Origin of the sequence: Serratia sp. OLAL2 (genome assembly GCF_002752475.1) — a bacterium.
Lineage (GTDB): Bacteria > Pseudomonadota > Gammaproteobacteria > Enterobacterales > Enterobacteriaceae > Serratia > Serratia bockelmannii.
Map to the genome: position 1 here is coordinate 112,400 of NZ_MSTL01000016.1, position 18,548 is coordinate 130,947.

Consider the following 18,548-nt stretch of genomic DNA (forward strand, 5'->3'; position numbering starts at 1 on the left):
TCAGTCGGCCAACTCCAAAATTCTCGCCACTAGCTGCGAGAAGCTTAATCCAAACTGGCGCGCTGCCATCGGCACCAGGCTATGACTGGTCATGCCCGGAGAGGTGTTCACCTCAAGCAGATAGAAGCTGCCATCGCTGTCTTGCATCACGTCGACGCGGCCCCAGCCGCTGCAGTCCAGACCGCGGTAGGCGCGCAGCGCCAATGCCGCCATCTCGGCTTCCTGCTCGGCGCTCAAACCGCTCGGGCAGAAGTACTGCGTATCGTCCGAAATGTACTTGGCCTGGTAGTCGTAAAACACGCCGGCCGGCTGGATACGGATAGACGGCAGCACCTGGTCGCCCAGCATTGCCACGGTGTATTCCGGCCCGCTCAACCACTTCTCCACCAGCACATCGTCGTCATGGCGGAAGGCTTCTTCCAGCGCGGCTTCCAACGCAGCGCTTTCGGTGACCTTGCTCATACCGACGCTGGAGCCTTCGCGGCTCGGCTTGACGATCACCGGCAGGCCGAGATCCGCCACGCGCGCCAGCAGCGCCGCTTTTTCGGCGCCGAGATACAGCTGGCGATTCAGCGCCACGTAAGGCGCCACCGGCAAGCCCATCGACTGCCACACCATCTTGGTGCGCCATTTGTCCATGGTCAGCGCCGAGGCCATCACGCCGCTGCCGGTATAAGGCAGCTCGAGGAACTCCAGCAGCCCCTGCAGGGTGCCATCCTCGCCGCCGCGGCCGTGCAGCGCGATAAACACTTTGGTGAACCCTTGATCTTTCAGCTGGGTCACCGGGAAATCGCGGGTATCGACGCCGTGCGCATCGATGCCGGCTTCGCGCAACCCGGCCAGCACCGCAGCGCCGGACTGCAGGGAAACGTCACGTTCGGCGGAGGTGCCGCCCAGCAGAACTGCAACTTTATCAGCCATGGTGCTCCTCCTCTTTCTTCGGCGGCTGCAGCTTCAGCTCGGCCAGTTTACGGGCGATTTTGCCCACGTTGCCGGCGCCCTGCACCAGCACCAGGTCTTCATCCTGCAGCAGCTGCGCCAGCGTTTCCGGCACGGTATCGGCATCGGAAACCAGGATCGGATCCAGCTTGCCGCGGCTGCGGATGGTGCGGCACAGCGAGCGGCTGTCCGCGCCCGGGATCGGCGCTTCACCGGCGGCGTACACGTCGAGCATCAGCAGCACATCCACCTGCGACAGCACGTTGGCGAAATCGTCGTACAGATCGCGAGTACGCGTGTAGCGGTGCGGCTGGAAGATCATCACCAGACGCTTGTCCGGCCAGCCGGCGCGCGCCGCTTTCAGCGTGGCGTCCACTTCGGTCGGATGGTGGCCATAATCGTCCACCAGCATCGCGCTGCCCGCTTTGCCGTTGACCGGCTCCAGCGGAAACTCGCCGAGGAAATCGAAGCGGCGCCCAGTGCCCTGGAAGCCCGCCAGCGCGCGCAGGATATCTTCGTCGTCGATGCCTTCTTCGGTCGCTACCGCCACCGCCGCCGCTGCGTTCAACGCATTGTGGCGGCCCGGCGCGTTCAGCGTCACCGTCAGCAACGGTTTGTCCTGACGGCTCAGGGTAAAGTGCCCCTGCGGCCCAATCTGCCGGTAGTCTTCGATGCGCACGTCGGCATCTTCACTGAAGCCGTAGGTGGTGATGTGGCGACCCACGCGCGGCAACAGCTCGCGCACCACCGGATCGTCGATGCACATCACTGCGCGGCCATAGAACGGCAGGTTGTGCAAGAAATTGATAAACGTCTGTTTCAGGTTCTCGAAGTCGCCCTGGTAGGTGTCCATGTGGTCGGCTTCGATGTTGGTGACCACGGCCACCATCGGCTGCAGATGCAGGAACGACGCATCGCTCTCATCCGCTTCCGCGATCAGATAACGGCTGGACCCCAGTCGTGCGTGGGTCCCCGCCGCCTTCACCAGCCCGCCGTTGACGAAGGTCGGGTCCAGGCGGGCTTCGGCGTAAATGCTCGAGACCATCGCCGTGGTGGTGGTTTTGCCGTGCGTGCCGGCGATAGCGATACCGTGGCGAAAACGCATCAGCTCCGCCAGCATTTCAGCGCGGCGGATCACCGGGATGCGCGCTTCACGAGCGGCGACGATCTCCGGGTTGTCGGCGGAGATGGCGGTAGACACCACCACCACGCTCGCATCCAGCACGTTTTCCGGACGGTGATTGAAATAAATCGTCGCCCCGAGCGCGCTCAACTGTTGGGTGACCGGATTCGGCGCCAGGTCGGAGCCGCTGATCTGATACCCTTCGTTTGCCAACACTTCGGCGATACCACCCATGCCGGCACCACCGATGCCGACAAAGTGAATGTGCCGGACGCGACGCATCTCGGGCACGATAGTACGTAGTTTCGCCAGTTGTTGTGTATTCATCACTCTCTCTAATCCGGATCCGGTACCCCGGCCCTACATCACATTGCTTTTATTCAGGTTCGGCGCACCGAACCCCTGCACTCGTTACTTGGCGAGCCGCACCAGCTCCGCCGCCACGCGCTCGGTGGCATCCGGAATGGCGACCGCACGCGCTTTCTCGGCCATGGCCAGCAGCGTCTTGCGATCCCAACTCGCCAGCAGTTCGGCCACCACATCGGCGTTAAACTGCGGCTGTTCGATAATCTTCGCCGCGCCGGCTTCTTCCAGCGGACGCGCGTTCCAGTACTGCTGACGATCCTTGTGCATAAACGGCACGAAGATCGCCGGCAGCCCTGCCGCCGCGATTTCACTGACGGTCAACGCGCCGGAGCGGCAGACCACCACGTCGGCCCAGGCATAGGCGGCGGCCATGTCGTCGATGAACTCGGTCACTTTGTGCTGCGTCTGCCCTACCCTTTCGTAGTCGCGCAGCACCGTTTCCAGCGCGCCCTTGCCAACCTGATGCCAGAGCGTAATTCTATCGCCCAAACGCGCCGCGACTTCAGGAACTGTCTGATTCAGCACGCGGGCGCCCTGACTTCCGCCAATCACCAGCACGCGGATCGGGCCTTCGCGCCCTTGCAACCGCTCTGCCGGCAACGGCAGCGCCAACACGTCGGTACGCACCGGGTTGCCCACCACCTCGGCGTTCGGGAACGCGCCGGGGAAGGCCTGCATCACTTTGGCGGCGATGCGCGCCAGCCAGCGGTTGGTCAAACCGGCGATGCCGTTCTGCTCGTGCAGCACCACCGGGATGCCGCACTGCCAGGCTGCCAGGCCGCCGGGACCGGAGACGTAGCCGCCCATTCCCAGCACCACATCCGGCTGATAGCTGCGCATAATGGCTTTCGCCTGGCGCACCGCCTGCCAGATCCGCAGCGGTGCGGTCAATTGAGCCTTCAGGCCCTTGCCGCGCAGGCCGGAGATGCGGATAAAATCGATCTCGATCCCGTGCTTCGGCACCAGATCGGCTTCCATTCGGTCTGCGGTTCCGAGCCAGCGCACCTGCCAGCCCTGCGCCATCAGATGATGCGCGACCGCCAGCCCCGGGAACACGTGCCCGCCGGTACCGCCTGCCATCACCATTAAACGCTTAGGTTTCCCGCTCATCCCTTACCTCTTCACAAACGCCTGAGCCTTGGTCAGGCGCGTTTCATAATCAATTCGCAGCAACAGCACGATCGCCGTCGACATAATCAGCAAGCTCGAACCGCCGTAACTGATCAGCGGCAGCGTCAGACCTTTGGTCGGCAGCATGCCCGCGGCGGCGCCGACGTTAACCAGCGCCTGGAAGCTGAACCACACGCCGATCGCGCAGGCCAGGAAGCCGGAGAAGCGTTGGTCGATCTCCAGCGCGCGGCGCCCGATGGACATCGCGCGAAAAGCGACGAAGAATACCATTAACAGGGCTAAAACCACACCGATATAGCCCAGTTCTTCCCCCAAAATGGAGAAGATGAAGTCGGTGTGCGCTTCCGGCAAATACTCCAGTTTCTGCACCGAGTTGCCGAGCCCCTGCCCCCAGAACTCGCCGCGGCCGAACGCCATCAGCGACTGGGTCAGCTGGTAGCCGCTGCCGAACGGGTCGGCCCACGGGTTCCAGAACGACGTCACGCGGCGCATACGGTACGGTTCCGCGATGATCAGCAGCACCACGGCGAACACGCCGGAGCCGATGATCGCCAGGAACTGCCACATTTTCGCGCCGGCCAGGAACAGCATCGCCAGCGTGGTGATGAACAGCACCACCACGGTGCCGAGATCCGGCTGCGCCAGCAGCAGCACCGCCAGCACCACCATCACGCCCATCGGCTTGCAGAAGCCCCAGAAGTTGCTGCGCACCTCTTCCACCTTGCGTACCAGATAGCTCGCCAGGTAGCAGAACAGCGACAGCTTGGACAGCTCCGCGGGCTGAATACGCAGCGGGCCGAGTGCGATCCAACGCGAGGCCCCGTTTACCGAGCTCCCCACCACCAGGACGATCAGCAGCATCACGATCGACATCAGCAGCATCACGTTGCTGTAGCGCTGCCAAATTTCCATCGGGATGCGCAGCGTCACCAGCGACAGGCCGAACGCCAGGCCGAGGTACAGCGCGTCACGTTTGGCGAACAGGAACGGATCGTCCGCCAGGCGTTGGCCGATCGGCATCGAGGCCGAGGTCACCATCACGAAGCCGATGATCGCCAACCCGAAGGTCAACCACAGCAGGGTGCGATCGTACAGCACCATGTTGACCGCGTCGTTGTCGCGCGCGCCGGTCACCCAGTCTTTCAGCCGTTCTGTCAGCCCGAAGTTCGGCAAGCGTAGTTTCATCCGCCAAGCTCCTGCGCCAGGCGGGCGAACTCATCGCCGCGCACTTCAAAATTACGGAACTGATCGAGGCTGGCGCAGGCCGGCGACAACAGCACCATATCGCCGGGCTGTACGCGGCCGGCGATGGTGCGCATCGCCTGCTCCATGGTCTCGGTCAACGTCGCCACTTCCGGCCGCAGCTGTGCCAGCTGAGCGCCGTCACGGCCAAAACAATACAGACGCACGTTGTCGCCCTGCAGATAGCGCGCCAGCGGCGAGAAATCGGCGGACTTGCCGTCGCCGCCCAGCAGCAGATGCAGCGTGCCGTCCACCTGCAGGCCGTTCAGCGCCGCTTCGGTGCTGCCGACGTTGGTGGCTTTGGAATCGTTGATCCAACGCACGCCGTTGTGCTCCCAGGCCAGCTGGAAGCGGTGTGCCAGGCCGGTGAAGGTGGTCAGCGCCTTCAGGCTGGACGCACGCGGGATATTGACCGCATCCGCCAACGCCAGCGCCGCCAGGGCGTTGGTGTAATTGTGGCGGCCGGTCAGCTTCATTTCGCGCGTATTCAGCACCTTCTCACCGCGCACCCGCAGCCAGGTTTCCCCCTGCTGGCGGTTCAAGTGATAGTCGCCTACGTCCGCGCCGAAGCTGACACAGCGTTCGTCGGCGCCGCGCACCGGCATGGTCAGCGCGTCGTCCGCGTTCACCACGCACACCGCGGCGTTTTCATACACGCGCAGCTTGGCACCGCGATACTGCTGCAGACCGAACGGATAGCGATCCATATGATCTTCGGTCACGTTCAGGATGGTCGCCGCCGCCGCCCGCAGGCTATACGTCGTTTCCAGCTGGAAGCTGGACAGCTCCAGCACGTAAAGCTGACATTCCTGACGCAACAGGCTCAGCGCCGGCAGGCCGATATTGCCGCCCACGCCCACCGCCCAACCGGCGGCTTTCGCCATCTCGCCCACCAGGGTGGTGACGGTGCTCTTGCCGTTGGAGCCGGTAATCGCCACGATCGGCGCCTGCGCCTCGCGGCAGAACAGTTCGACGTCGCCGACGATTTCCACGCCGGCGTCAGCCGCGGCGCTCAATGCCGGGGTCGCCAGCGCGACGCCCGGGCTGGCGACGATCAGATCCGCCGCCAGCAGCCAGTCTTGATTCAGATCGCCCAGATGGCGCTCCACGCTTTCAGGCAGTTTGTCCAACCCTGGCGGCGCGATACGGGTATCCATCACGCGCGGCGTCACGCCGCGCGCCATGAAGAAATCGACACAGGACAGGCCGGTGAGGCCCAACCCGATGATGACGACTTTTCTACCCTGATAGTCTGCCATGATTAACGCACCTTCAGCGTTGCCAGGCCAATCAGCACCAGCATCAGCGAAATGATCCAGAAGCGCACGATCACGCGCGGTTCCGGCCAGCCTTTCAATTCATAGTGGTGGTGAATCGGCGCCATGCGGAAAATGCGTTGTCCGCGCAGCTTGAACGATCCCACCTGCAGGATCACCGACAGCGTCTCTACCACGAACACGCCGCCCATGATCACCAGCAAGAACTCCTGGCGCAGCAGCACCGCGATGGTGCCCAGCGCGCCGCCCAGCGCCAGCGAACCGACGTCGCCCATAAACACCTGAGCCGGGTAGGTATTGAACCACAGGAACCCGAGGCCGGCGCCGACGATGGCGGTGCAGACGATCACCAACTCACCGGCATGACGCAGATACGGAATATGCAGGTAGTTGGCGAAGTTCATGTTACCGGTCGCCCAGGCCACCAGCGCGAAACCGGCCGCCACGAATACCGTTGGCATAATCGCCAGGCCATCCAGGCCGTCGGTCAGGTTGACCGCGTTGCTGGTGCCGACGATGACGAAATAGGCCAGCAGGATGTACAGCAGGCCCAGCTGCGGCATCACGTCCTTAAAGAACGGCACAACCAGCTCGGTGGCTGGCGTGTCTTTTCCTACGGCGTACATGGCGAATGCGACAATCAGCGCAATCACCGATTGCCAGAAATACTTCCAGCGGGCGATCAGCCCTTTGGTGTCCTTACGCACCACCTTGCGGTAGTCGTCGACGAAGCCGACGATGCCGTAACCCACCAGCACAAACAGCACGCACCAGACATACGGGTTGGACGGGTAGGCCCACATCAGCACCGAAATGGTGATGGAGGTCAGGATCATGATGCCGCCCATGGTCGGCGTGCCGCGCTTGCTGAAGTGCGACTCGGGGCCGTCGTTGCGCACCACCTGACCGAAGGACATTTCTTGCAGACGCTTGATCACCCGCGGGCCCATCCACAGCGACAGGAACAGCGCGGTCAGCAGGCTGACAATGGCTCGGAACGTCAGATAAGAAAAGACGTTGAAGCCTGAGTAATACTTGACCAAATGTTCGGCCAGCCAAACTAACATGGTGCTTTCTCCTGTAACGCGCGTACTACCTGCTCCATTGCGGCACTACGTGAACCTTTGATTAACACGGTGATGACCGCATGTTCCGACAGTAATTCCGCCACGCGCGCGATCACTGCTGTCTTGTCCTGATAATGTTCGCCGTTGCCGGACGCTTCGCTCAGCACGCGGCTCAACCCGCCGACGCTGATCACTTTATCGACCCCGGCCAGGCGGGCGGCTTCACCCACCTGACGGTGGCACTCTTCCGCTTCTGCGCCCAGCTCGGCCATATCGCCGACCACCATCACGCGGTAGCCCGGCATTTCCGCCAGCACCTGCGCCGCCGCGGTCATCGACCCGACGTTGGCGTTATAGCTGTCGTCCAGCAGCAGCTTGCCTTCGGCCAGCGCCACCGGGAACAAGCGCCCCGGCACCGCCTGCAATTGTTTCAACCCCTGACGCACCGCTTCGAGCGTCGCGCCCACCGACATCGCCAGCGCCGTGGCCGCCAGCGCGTTGGCCACGTTGTGGCGCCCCGGCAGCGGCAGTGCGATCTCGGCGGTGCCGAACGGGCTGTGCAGCGTGAACTGCGTACCTGCGCCATTCACCCGCACGTTGTCCGCGAAGAAGTCCACACCTTCGGCGGCCTGCGGCGAGAAGCGCCAGACGGTTTTGCCGACCAGCATGCTCTGCCAGTGCGGCCAATCGTTGTTATCGGCGTTGATGATCGCCACGCCGTCGGCCGGCAGGCCGGTAAAGATTTCACCTTTCGCCTGAGCGACGCCGGCCAGCGAGCCGAAGCCTTCCAGGTGCGCCGCCGCCAGGTTATTCACCAAAGCGGTCTGCGGACGCGTCAATGCGGTGGTGTAAGCGATTTCGCCAATGTGGTTAGCGCCCAGCTCTATCACGGCAAAATCATGCTGCGGCTCCAGACGCAACAGCGTCAGCGGCACGCCGATGTCGTTATTGAAGTTACCGGCGGTATACAGCACTTCGCCGCATTCACGCAGAATGGCGGCGGTCATTTCTTTCACCGATGTCTTGCCCGAGGAGCCGGTCAGCGCCACCACGCGCGCCGGCACCTGCTGACGCACCCAGGCGCCAAGCTGCCCCAGCGCCAAACGGGTGTCTTCCACCACCAGCTGCGGCACGTCCACCAATAAGCGCTTACTGACCAGCAATGCCCCGGCGCCTGCGGCTACGGCATCCGCCGCGAAGTCGTGAGCGTCGAAACGCTCACCTTTCAGCGCCACAAACAGGCAACCGGCGGTCACCTTGCGGGTGTCTGTCGTCACCTCGACAATTTGGCAATCGGCGCCGATCGGTTCAGCGCTCAATACCTCAGCCAGTGTCTGAAGAGAGACAGGGATCATGCCAGCACCCCCAGCAGTCGGGCGACCGTCGTGCGGTCGGAGTAATCCAGGCGGCGGTTGCCCACCAGCTGATAATCTTCATGGCCCTTGCCCGCCACCAACACCACATCCTGCGCCTGCGCTTGCATGATGGCGCTGGTTACCGCTTCGGCGCGGCCGTGGATCACCAGCGCCTGCCCGGCGTCCAGCAATCCGGTCAGGATGTCGTTGATAATTGCGCGCGGCTCTTCGGTACGCGGGTTGTCATCGGTGATCACCACGCGATCGGCGAATTGCTCGGCAATACCGCCCATCAGCGGACGCTTGCCCTTGTCGCGATCGCCGCCGCAGCCGAAGACGCACCACAGCTGCCCCTGGCAGTGCAGGCGCGCGGCTTCCAGCGCTTTCTCCAGCGCATCCGGCGTGTGGGCGTAATCCACCACCACCGTCGGTTTGCCCGGCGCGTTAAACACTTCCATGCGGCCGCAGACCGGCTGCAGACGGCTGCCGGTTTCCACCAGCGCCTCCAGCGGGTAGCCCAGCGACAGCAGCGTGGCCAAGGCCAACAGCAGGTTGCTGACGTTGAACGCGCCCATCAGGCGGCTTTCGATCTCGCCGTCGCCCCAGCAGGAGCTGAAACGAACCGTGGCGCCGTTGTCGTGATAATCGACCGCCGTGGTTTTCAGCCAGCGGCCGTGGCCGCCCGGCTGCAGGTTGTCCTGCATCGTCACCGCTATCGCATCCGGCAGCTTGCTCAGCCAGCGCTGACCGACTTCATCGTCGGCGTTGATGATTGCCTGCCCTACGCTATGGGCGGCGAACAGCGACCATTTGGCCGCTTCGTAATTGGCCATGTCACCGTGGTAATCCAGGTGATCGCGGCTCAGGTTGGTGAAAACCGCCGCAGCGAACGGCAGCGCCGCCACCCGGTGTTGCACCAGACCGTGGGATGAGACTTCCATCGCGGCGAAGGTCGCGCCCTGTTCCGCCAACTCGTTTAATACGTGTTGAACATCCACCGCAGAACCGGTGGTATTCTCGGTCGGACACACCTGGCCCAGCAGGCCGTTGCCGACGGTGCCCATCACCGCGCTGGTTTCGCCCAGCAGTTGGCTCCACTGCGCCAACAGCTGCGTAGTGGTGGTTTTGCCGTTGGTGCCGGTCACGCCGACCAGACGCAGACGCTCGCCCGGCTGATGGTAAAAACGCCCTGCCAGCGCGGAAAGGCGCTGGTTCAGTTGGCTCAGGTAGATCACCGGCACGCCGTGCATCTCAACGATGGCGCCGTCTTCGGCCTGACCGTCAGCTTCGGCGATCACGGCGGCGACGCCCTGCGCAATGGCCTGCGGAATATAGCGGCGTCCATCCGTTTGATGGCCGACAACGGCGATAAACAGATCCCCGGCAGCCGCCACACGGCTGTCTAATGTCATTTCCCGCAGCGCGCGCCCGGGTGCCGTCGGCACCCACGGGGCGAGTAAGTCGCGCAAATTACGATCTGCCACCTGAACCCTCTTTCTTGTTAATCACTAATTCGCTTTTGTCACCGGTAGGCAACGCGTCAGGCTCGACGTTCATGGTGCGTAATACGCCGCCCATGATGGCGCCGAACACCGGCGCGGAGATTGCGCCACCATAGTATTTCCCACCCTGTGGGTCGTTGATGACGACCACCAGGGCAAAACGGGGGTTACTTGCCGGCGCGACGCCGGCGGTATAAGCGATATATCGGTTGACGTATTTGCCGTCCGGGCCCACTTTTTTCGCGGTGCCGGTTTTGATGGCGATACGGTACCCCTTGATGGCGGCTTTCACGCCGCCGCCGCCCGGCAAGGCCACGCTTTCCATCATGTGCACCACAGTGCGCACCAGAGGTTCAGGGAAAACGCGTTCGCCGGCGACCGGAGGGTCAACCTTGGTGATCGACAATGGGCGATACACGCCCAGGCTGCCGATCGTTGCATAGACTCGCGCCAACTGTAACGGAGTTACCATCAGCCCGTAGCCGAAAGAGAAGGTGGCCCTCTCTATGTCAGACCACCGTTGTTTTTTTGGGTATATGCCACTGCTTTCTCCGACCAGCCCCAAATTGGTCGCTTTTCCCAGCCCAAAACGAGAGTAAGTATCTACTAACGCTGAGGACGGCATCGCTAACGCCAGCTTTGAAACACCGACGTTACTCGACTTCTGCAAGATCCCGGTCAATGACAGCTCCGAGTACCGCGCCACGTCTTTGATCTCGTGGCCCTGAATGCGGTACGGGATGGTGTTCAGCACGCTGTTTTCTCTCACCACGCCGTTTTGCAGCGCGGTCATCACCACCATCGGCTTCACGGTTGAACCGGGTTCAAAAATATCGGTGATAGCACGGTTACGCATGGTTTCTTTCGGCGTACCGGCCATATTGTTCGGGTTGTAAGACGGGCTGTTGGCCATCGCCAGCACTTCGCCGGTGTTCACGTCGATCAGCACCGCGGTGCCTGACTCGGCCTTGTTGAACGCCACCGCGTTGTTCAGCTCGCGATACACCAGCGCCTGCAGGCGCTCATCGACGCTCAACACCAGGTTATGCGCCGCCTGGCTGTCGACGGAGGAGATATCTTCGATCACCCGGCCGAAGCGGTCCTTACGCACCGTTCTTTCGCCCGGTTGCCCGGTCAGCCAGCGGTCGAAGCTCTTCTCGACGCCTTCGATGCCTTGCCCGTCGATGTTGGTCACGCCAATGATGTGCGACGTCACCTGCCCAGCCGGGTAGTAACGGCGCGATTCCTGCCGCAGATAGATCCCCGGCAGCTTGAGTTTGTGGATGTAGTCGCCAATCGCCGGGTTCACCTGGCGAGCCAGATAAACGAAGCGCCCTTTCGGGTTGGCGTTGATGCGGTTGGAAAGCTGGTCCAGCGGGATGTTGAGCGCATCGGAAAGCGCTTTCCAACGGCTGTCCAGCGTGATGCCGCCGCGCTCGTTCAGCTCTTTCGGATCCGCCCACACCGCATTGACCGGCACGCTGACCGCCAACGGACGGCCGGCGCGATCGCTGATCATGCCGCGCGCGGTCGGCACTTCCTGCACGCGCAGCGAACGCATGTCGCCTTCTTTCACCAGACGATCGGGGTTGATGACCTGCAGGTACGCGACGCGCAGCATCAGGCCAACCATCGCCAGCAAAATGCAGCCGCACAGCAACGCAAAACGCCAGCTGACAAAGCTGGCCTGATCTTCCTGGCGTCTCAACTTACCGGGGCGCGCTGCTTTCATGCGTTTCCTTTCTACTCCGTGTCATTATTCCGGTTAAACCATTCATTGTTTAACGATGATATTTTCCTGCGATGGATCAACATGTTGCATCTGCAGTTTTTCTGTCGCGATACGTTCAACCCGGCTGTGATCGCCGAGGGCGTTCTCTTCTAAAATCAGGTTGCGCCACTCGATATCCAGCGCATCACGCTCCAGAACCAGCTGTTCGCGCTCGGCGGTCAGCAGGCGGGTGCGGTGCGCGGTGGTCACCACGAAAACCGCGGAGACCAGTGACGCAATCAGTAAAATCATGGGGATCTTGGCGTTGCGCAGCAGATCGCCGCCAATCACCCCGACCAGGCCGTGACGTTCGTTGCCGATCACGCGGGCATCCTCTCAGCAATACGCAGCACCGAGCTGCGCGCACGCGGGTTGTCCGCCACTTCCGCTTCCGATGGCATCATTTTGCCCAGCGCTTTTAGCGTTCGTCCGCCCATGCTGCGCAGTTGCTCTTCGGTCAACGGAATGCCCGCCGGCACCTGAGCGCCGCGGCTGTGGTGACGCATAAAGCGTTTGACGATGCGGTCTTCCAGCGAGTGGAAACTTATGATCGACAAACGGCCCTGTGGGGCCAGCACTTCCAGCGCGCCGTCGAGCGCACGCTCGATCTCTTCCAGCTCGCTGTTGATATAGATGCGGATCGCCTGGAAGCTGCGCGTCGCCGGATGCTTGTGCTTTTCACGGAACGGGCTGGCATCGGCAATCAGATCCGCCAACTCTTTGGTGCGCGTCATCGGCTCCACGCGATTTCTTTCGACGATGGCGCGTGCGATGCGCTTGGCGAAACGCTCTTCGCCAAAGGTTTTCAGCACCCAGGCGATATCGTCCGCCTCGGCCTTCATCAGCCAATCCGCGGCGGACAGGCCGGTGGACGGATCCATGCGCATGTCCAGCGGACCGTCGCGCATGAAGGAGAACCCGCGCTCTGCGTCGTCAAGCTGCGGCGAGGAAACGCCCAGATCGAGCAGAACGCCGTCGATCTTGCCGACCAGTTCGCGCTCCCGCACATAGTGCGACAACTCGGAAAATGGGCCGTGTACGATGGTGAAACGAGGATCTTCAATAGATTTGGCGGCTGCAATCGCCTGAGGGTCACGGTCAATTGCCAGCAAGCGCCCTTCCGGCCCCAGCTGGGACAGAATCAGACGAGAATGGCCACCGCGACCAAAAGTACCGTCGATATATATGCCGTTGCTGCGGATGTTGAGGCCGTTGACGGCTTCGTCCAGCAGGACGGTGGTGTGTTTATAGTTTTCCAACATGCTTATAGCGACAAGTCCTGTAGCCGCTCAGACAACGGTTCCTGAGTCGACTGTTCAGCGTCAATATCATCCTTGACTTGTTGATACCAGGTCTGTTCATCCCACAGTTCAAACTTGTTGAACTGACCGACCAGCATCACTTCTTTTGTGAGCCCGGCGTGTTGCCGCAGCGTATTGGCAAGCAGCAAACGACCGGCACTATCCATCTGACACTCACTGGCATGCCCCAACAGCAGGCGCTGAACGCGGCGCTCGGCGGGATTCATGCTCGACAGACGTGATAATTTTTGTTCAATAATTTCCCATTCGGGCAAAGGATAAAGCAGCAGGCAGGGCTGATGGAGGTCAATGGTACAGACCATTTGGCCTTGCGATTCCTCGTTGAGCAATTCCCGATATCGGGTAGGTACGGCGAGCCGCCCTTTGCTGTCGAGGTTGACCATCGTCGCTCCACGGAACATTCCTGAGCTACCCCTTAGTGACCGTTTTCACCACTTTACCCCACAAATTCCCACACAATGGAGTTTACGGAGGGTATGAAAACCTTGTCAAGCCAGAGCGCCAGCGCTTTGGCAATATTTCTCTGGTCATTTTGGGAGCTGACTCGCGAAAGAAACTCTGATTATTCGACGATTAAAAATTAACACCATGATAAACGGAGAGAATTTTCTAAGCGGAAAGAATCTGATTAAAAACCTGACGAACTGGCGATTAATTAACTCATTACTTCCTTCTGCAAGCCATGTCTCATTTTTCAGCTCGGCAATCTCAGGGCTGTAACCGCTGCCGCCCCGCGCCCGCCAAGGCTCAGCGCCTGGCGAATCGACCGAAGAATAAGGCCATAACCCCTTGAGTTAATAACGCTCAATCGTTATTCACCGTGAAACTGCGCGCTATTTTACTTCAATTTGTCCCGCCATGATGAGAGCACGATAAAAATAAATGGCTCGGATATTACGAGCAGAAGTAATTTCGATTTAAATCAATTTGGTAAGATTATTCCCAAAATACCTGTTTACAATTATGGTTTCATTTTCTTACACCTTTATTTCCACAATTTTTGCCGGAAAAAAACCTCTTCAAACACCAAAAATCGCAACTGCATGTTTTTAATGAATTTATTTAAATTCACCGATTTTAATCTCCCTGTCCCATCCTGTGCCCCTGTTCTGCGGGACAAAAACCGAACAAATGTTAAAAATAAAAATTTAAATCCAGTTAAAAAACACAATACAGATTAGTACACTATATGAAGCGCAAAAAACCAGAACTAACAACTACAAATAAATAATTTAACAGAACATTAACCAAAAAAGGAGAGAGTGCATGCTTTCGCCCGCCCCTCACTGGCGTAGCGCCGCTGCCGATACGTTCGCACTGGTGGTGTACTGCTTTATCGCCGGCATGGCGATAGAAGTGTTGATCTCCGGCATGAGCTTCCAGCAATCCCTCTCTTCGCGCCTGCTGTCGATCCCGGTCAACATCCTGATCGCCTGGCCTTACGGCCGCTATCGCGATCTGTTTATCCGCACGGCACGCCGCTGCCCACGCGGCCAATTCCTACTGCGCAACCTCGCCGATCTGCTGGCTTACGTCAGTTTCCAGTCGCCGGTTTATGCCGCCATTCTGTGGAGCGTGGGCGCCGACGGCCAACAAATGCTGGCGGCGGTGACCAGCAATGCGCTAGTCTCCATGGCGATGGGCGTGGTGTATGGCTATTTCCTGGAATATTGCCGACGGCTGTTTCGGGTCGCGGGTTACGTCTAAACCAGGAGCCCGACAACGCGGGCTCCTGTAGAGCGGCCTATTTGCGGCTCAGGCTACCGCGGCGGAACAGATTACGGCGGATCCGCGTCAGTCCCGGTTTGGGTTTACGCGGTTCGTCCAGGCTGGCCAACACCAGCTCCAGCACGCGTTCGGCCACGTCGCGATGGCGCTGCGCTACCGCGAGCACCGGGCACTCCAGAAAATCCAACAGCTCATGGTCGCCGAAGGTGGCAATCGCCAGATCGGTCGGCAAACGGCCGCGTTGCTTCAGCGTCACGTCCATCACGCCCTGCAATAAAGAGAACGACGTGGTGAACAGCGCCTGCGGCATCGGGTGCGTTTTCAGCCATTCGGCAAACAGCGCGCCGGCGGCCTCACGCTCATAGCTGTTGGCGTACAGATAATCGACATGGCGAGGATCCTCTTGCCAGGCCTGACGGAAGCCCTGCTCACGCAGGAAGCTGACCGAAAGCTCCGGCAAGGCGCCCAGGTACAGTACCGACTCCGCCGGGAAGGTGCGCAGCTCCTGCGCCAGCGCAAAGGCATCTTCCTCGTCGGCCCCGACGACGCTGATGAAATGCTCGCGATCCAACGCGCGGTCCAGTGCGATGATCGGCAGCGGGTCGTTGGCCCAGCGTTGATAGAAGGGGTGCTCCGGCGGCAAGGCGGTGGAAACGATGATGGCGTCCACCTGACGCTGCAGCAAGTGCTCGATACAGCGCATTTCGTTGTCCGGCTGATCTTCGGAGCAGGCGATCAGCAATTGATAACCACGCTGGCGCGCCTGACGCTCCAGGTAGTTGGCGATACGGGTATAGCTGGTATTTTCCAGATCCGGGATCACCAGACCGATAGAACGGGTGCGCCCAGCGCGCAGCCCTGCCGCGACGGCATTCGGGTGGTAGTTATGCTCCCTGACCACGGCCATCACTTTCTCGACGGTTTTATCGCTGACACGATACTGCTTCGCCTTGCCGTTGATGACATAACTGGCCGTCGTGCGCGAAACGCCCGCGAGACGCGCGATTTCATCCAGTTTCACATTAACCCCTTAATGACGCTGAAAATAGAAGTGAAGGCTGTGCTCGGATTAACCATGACATCCCGTGCGGTTATTCAATCCAGCCTCTGCGATCTAACAGCAGAAAACACTACCTAGCAACCGCTTTTGCCGAAAGGTGCCAGCAATTGGGCAAAAAAATGCCGAAAAACAAAGGGCGCAGCCATGCCGCGCCCCGATTATTCGCCACTAAACCGCGCTCAGCGCATGATTTTGTCGCCGCGCGACACGCCGACCACGCCGGAACGCGCCACTTCCACAATCTCCGCCACTTCACGCACCGCGCTCAGGAAGGCGTCGAGCTTGTCGCTGGTGCCGGCCAGCTGTACCGTGTACAGCGTCGCCGTCACATCGACGATCTGGCCGCGGAAAATGTCGGCGCAGCGTTTCACCTCTTCACGGCCATAACCGCTGGCCTGCAGCTTCACCAGCATGATCTCGCGCTCGACGTGAGCGCCTTGCACCAGCTCGCTGACGCGCAGCACGTCCACCAGCTTGTGCAGCTGTTTCTCAATCTGCTCCAGCACTTTCTCGTCGCCGACGGTCTGGATAGTCATGCGCGACAGCGTCGGATCGTCGGTCGGCGCCACCGTCAGGCTTTCAATGTTATAACCGCGCTGGGAGAACAGCCCGACCACGCGCGACAAGGCGCCGGATTCGTTTTCCAGCAAGACAGATAAAATACGGCGCATGATCAGGTCCTCTCCGTTTTGCTAAGCCACATTTCGTCCATGCTTCCGCCGCGGATCTGCATCGGGTAAACATGTTCGGTTTCATCGACGGTCACGTCGACGAACACCAGCCGCTCTTTTTCCGCCAGCGCCTGCGCCAGCTTGCTTTCCAGCTCATCCGGCGTGCGGATGGCGATGCCGACATGGCCGTAAGCCTCGGCCAGCTTGACGAAGTCCGGCAGCGAATCCATGTAAGACTGCGAATGGCGGCCGGAATAAATCATGTCCTGCCACTGCTTCACCATGCCCAGATAACGGTTATTGAGGTTCACCACCACCACCGGCAGGTTATATTGCAGCGCAGTGGACAGCTCCTGAATATTCATCTGAATGCTGCCGTCGCCGGTCACGCACACCACGGTTTCTTCCGGCAGCGCCAGCTTGACGCCCAATGCCGCCGGCAGGCCGAAGCCCATGGTGCCGAGGCCGCCGGAGTTGATCCAGCGGCGCGGTTTGTCGAACGGATAATAGAGCGCGGCGAACATCTGGTGCTGGCCCACGTCCGAGGTGACGTAGGCGTCGCCTTTGGTCAGGCGGTGCAGGGTTTCGATCACCGCCTGCGGCTTGATGGTGCCGCTGTGCTTGTCGTAACCCAGGCAGTCGCGGGCACGCCACTGCTCGATAGACTGCCACCAGTCGCGCAGCGCATCGTGATCCTGCGCTTTCTCATCCTGCGCCAGCAGCTCCAGCATTTGAACCAACACCTGCTTGGCATCGCCGACGATCGGAATATCGGCGTCCACCGTTTTGGAGATCGAAGTCGGATCGATATCAATGTGCAGCACGGTGGCGTCCGGGCAGTATTTAGCCAGATTGTTGGTGGTGCGATCGTCGAAGCGCACGCCTACGGCGAAGATCACGTCGGCATGGTGCATGGTTTTGTTGGCTTCATAGGTTCCGTGCATGCCGAGCATACCGACGCTCTGACGATGGGTGCCGGGGAAAGCGCCCAATCCCATCAGGCTGCTGGTTACCGGCAGGTTCAGCTGCTCCGCCAACGACAGTAATTCAGCTTCACAACCGGCGTTGATCGCGCCGCCGCCGACGTACATCACCGGCTTTTTGGCCGCCAGAATGGTTTGTAACGCGCGTTTGATCTGCCCGCGGTGGCCCTGCACCGTCGGGTTATAAGAACGCATGCTCACGTCCTGCGGGTAGGCATAAGGCATCCGCACCGCCGGACCGACAATATCTTTCGGCAGATCGATCACTACCGGGCCGGGGCGGCCGCTGGAGGCCAGGTAGAACGCCTTCTTCAAAACCGCCGGGATGTCTTCGGTGCGTTTTACCAGGAAGCTGTGCTTCACCACCGGACGCGAAATCCCCACCATATCGCACTCCTGGAAGGCGTCGTAGCCGATCAGCGAGCTGGGCACCTGTCCCGACAGCACCACCATCGGGATCGAATCCATATAGGCGGTGGCAATACCGGTAATGGCATTGGTGGCGCCGGGGCCTGAGGTCACCAACACCACGCCCACTTCACCGGTGGCGCGCGCGTAACCGTCGGCCATGTGCACCGCACCTTGCTCGTGGCGCACCAGAATATGATCGATCCCTCCGACCGTATGCAGGGCGTCGTAGATATCGAGCACCGCCCCGCCGGGATAGCCGAATACATGCTTAACGCCCTGATCGATCAACGATCGGACGACCATCTCGGCTCCTGACAACATCTCCATGGGTTTGCCTCCAGGCTTGCTTATTCTTCTCTGGCGCCGGAACGTAGCGCCTGCTGCGGGGCAATGCCCCTAAATTTTTATGGGTTGTCGCTATCGAATTAACATAACGTCAGAAGATGGGGCAGGCAAACGGCAAAATGGCTTAACAGTGGCGGGGTTATTGCCAAGCGGCTGGAGATCGCGGCTTTATAAAAACAATGCGCTAGCCCCAGAGGCGTCAGGCTAGGCATTGTTTCGAACAGAGGGAAAATTACAGAACTAAATCAGGCGAGG

General features: G+C 60.5%; 16 protein-coding genes. 1 reads left to right on the forward strand and 15 read right to left on the reverse strand.

What is annotated here, in order from left to right; translation table 11 throughout:
• From BVU99_RS09410 to mraZ, 12 genes are all read right to left on the reverse strand, one after another.
• Complete coding sequence (locus tag BVU99_RS09410; protein WP_025301572.1) at positions 1 to 921, reverse strand: D-alanine--D-alanine ligase; 921 nt, start codon at positions 919 to 921, stop codon at positions 1 to 3.
• Entirely contained in the window at positions 914 to 2,389 is a 1,476-nt protein-coding gene (murC, locus tag BVU99_RS09415) for a UDP-N-acetylmuramate--L-alanine ligase (RefSeq protein ID WP_025301571.1), read from the reverse strand. Before murC ends, BVU99_RS09410 begins: the two co-directional genes overlap by 8 nt.
• Before the next feature lie 84 nt (positions 2,390 to 2,473).
• The gene (gene murG, locus BVU99_RS09420; protein WP_004932773.1) at positions 2,474 to 3,538 is read right to left on the reverse strand and encodes an undecaprenyldiphospho-muramoylpentapeptide beta-N-acetylglucosaminyltransferase; all 1,065 of its coding nucleotides are present in this window, start codon (positions 3,536 to 3,538) and stop codon (positions 2,474 to 2,476) included.
• Between the two features lie 3 nt (positions 3,539 to 3,541).
• Complete coding sequence (gene ftsW, locus BVU99_RS09425) at positions 3,542 to 4,744, reverse strand: cell division protein FtsW (RefSeq protein ID WP_025301570.1); 1,203 nt, start codon at positions 4,742 to 4,744, stop codon at positions 3,542 to 3,544.
• Positions 4,741 to 6,060, reverse strand: a complete 1,320-nt coding sequence (gene murD, locus BVU99_RS09430) for a UDP-N-acetylmuramoyl-L-alanine--D-glutamate ligase (RefSeq protein WP_025301569.1) — start codon at positions 6,058 to 6,060, stop codon at positions 4,741 to 4,743. The genes ftsW and murD overlap by 4 nt, the downstream gene beginning before the upstream one ends.
• 2 nt (positions 6,061 to 6,062) lie before the next feature.
• Entirely contained in the window at positions 6,063 to 7,145 is a 1,083-nt protein-coding gene (mraY, locus tag BVU99_RS09435; RefSeq protein WP_004932782.1) for a phospho-N-acetylmuramoyl-pentapeptide-transferase, read from the reverse strand.
• Entirely contained in the window at positions 7,139 to 8,500 is a 1,362-nt protein-coding gene (gene murF / locus BVU99_RS09440) for a UDP-N-acetylmuramoyl-tripeptide--D-alanyl-D-alanine ligase (protein ID WP_025301568.1), read from the reverse strand. Before murF ends, mraY begins: the two co-directional genes overlap by 7 nt.
• The gene (murE, locus tag BVU99_RS09445) at positions 8,497 to 9,984 is read right to left on the reverse strand and encodes a UDP-N-acetylmuramoyl-L-alanyl-D-glutamate--2,6-diaminopimelate ligase (protein WP_099816581.1); all 1,488 of its coding nucleotides are present in this window, start codon (positions 9,982 to 9,984) and stop codon (positions 8,497 to 8,499) included. The genes murF and murE overlap by 4 nt, the downstream gene beginning before the upstream one ends.
• Positions 9,971 to 11,734, reverse strand: a complete 1,764-nt coding sequence (locus BVU99_RS09450) for a peptidoglycan glycosyltransferase FtsI (RefSeq protein WP_004932790.1) — start codon at positions 11,732 to 11,734, stop codon at positions 9,971 to 9,973. The genes murE and BVU99_RS09450 overlap by 14 nt, the downstream gene beginning before the upstream one ends.
• Positions 11,735 to 11,776: 42 nt before the next feature.
• On the reverse strand, positions 11,777 to 12,097 hold the full coding sequence (ftsL, locus tag BVU99_RS09455; protein WP_025301566.1) for a cell division protein FtsL: 321 nt from the start codon (positions 12,095 to 12,097) through the stop codon (positions 11,777 to 11,779).
• Positions 12,094 to 13,035, reverse strand: coding sequence for a 16S rRNA (cytosine(1402)-N(4))-methyltransferase RsmH (rsmH, locus tag BVU99_RS09460; RefSeq protein WP_025301565.1), 942 nt, complete (start codon positions 13,033 to 13,035; stop codon positions 12,094 to 12,096). Before rsmH ends, ftsL begins: the two co-directional genes overlap by 4 nt.
• 2 nt (positions 13,036 to 13,037) lie before the next feature.
• A complete protein-coding gene (mraZ, locus tag BVU99_RS09465) occupies positions 13,038 to 13,496 on the reverse strand; it encodes a division/cell wall cluster transcriptional repressor MraZ (RefSeq protein ID WP_025159638.1) in 459 nt (152 codons plus the stop codon).
• An 865-nt stretch (positions 13,497 to 14,361) separates the two neighbouring features.
• On the opposite strand from mraZ, the gene BVU99_RS09470 reads away from it, so the two are divergent.
• Entirely contained in the window at positions 14,362 to 14,802 is a 441-nt protein-coding gene (locus BVU99_RS09470) for an L-alanine exporter AlaE (protein ID WP_025301564.1), read from the forward strand.
• 37 nt (positions 14,803 to 14,839) lie between these two features.
• Here the strand turns inward: BVU99_RS09470 and cra are convergent, their stop codons facing one another.
• The 3 genes from cra to ilvI all read right to left on the reverse strand — a co-directional run bounded on the left by cra (position 14,840) and on the right by ilvI (position 18,275).
• Positions 14,840 to 15,844 carry a catabolite repressor/activator gene (cra, locus tag BVU99_RS09475; protein WP_025301563.1) on the reverse strand — a complete coding sequence of 335 codons (1,005 nt, stop codon included), beginning with the start codon at positions 15,842 to 15,844 and terminating at the stop codon, positions 14,840 to 14,842.
• A gap of 218 nt (positions 15,845 to 16,062) precedes the next feature.
• On the reverse strand, positions 16,063 to 16,554 hold the full coding sequence (ilvN, locus tag BVU99_RS09480) for an acetolactate synthase small subunit (protein WP_004932806.1): 492 nt from the start codon (positions 16,552 to 16,554) through the stop codon (positions 16,063 to 16,065).
• A gap of 2 nt (positions 16,555 to 16,556) precedes the next feature.
• On the reverse strand, positions 16,557 to 18,275 hold the full coding sequence (ilvI, locus tag BVU99_RS09485; protein WP_043135936.1) for an acetolactate synthase 3 large subunit: 1,719 nt from the start codon (positions 18,273 to 18,275) through the stop codon (positions 16,557 to 16,559).
• Positions 18,276 to 18,548: the final 273 nt, after the last annotated feature.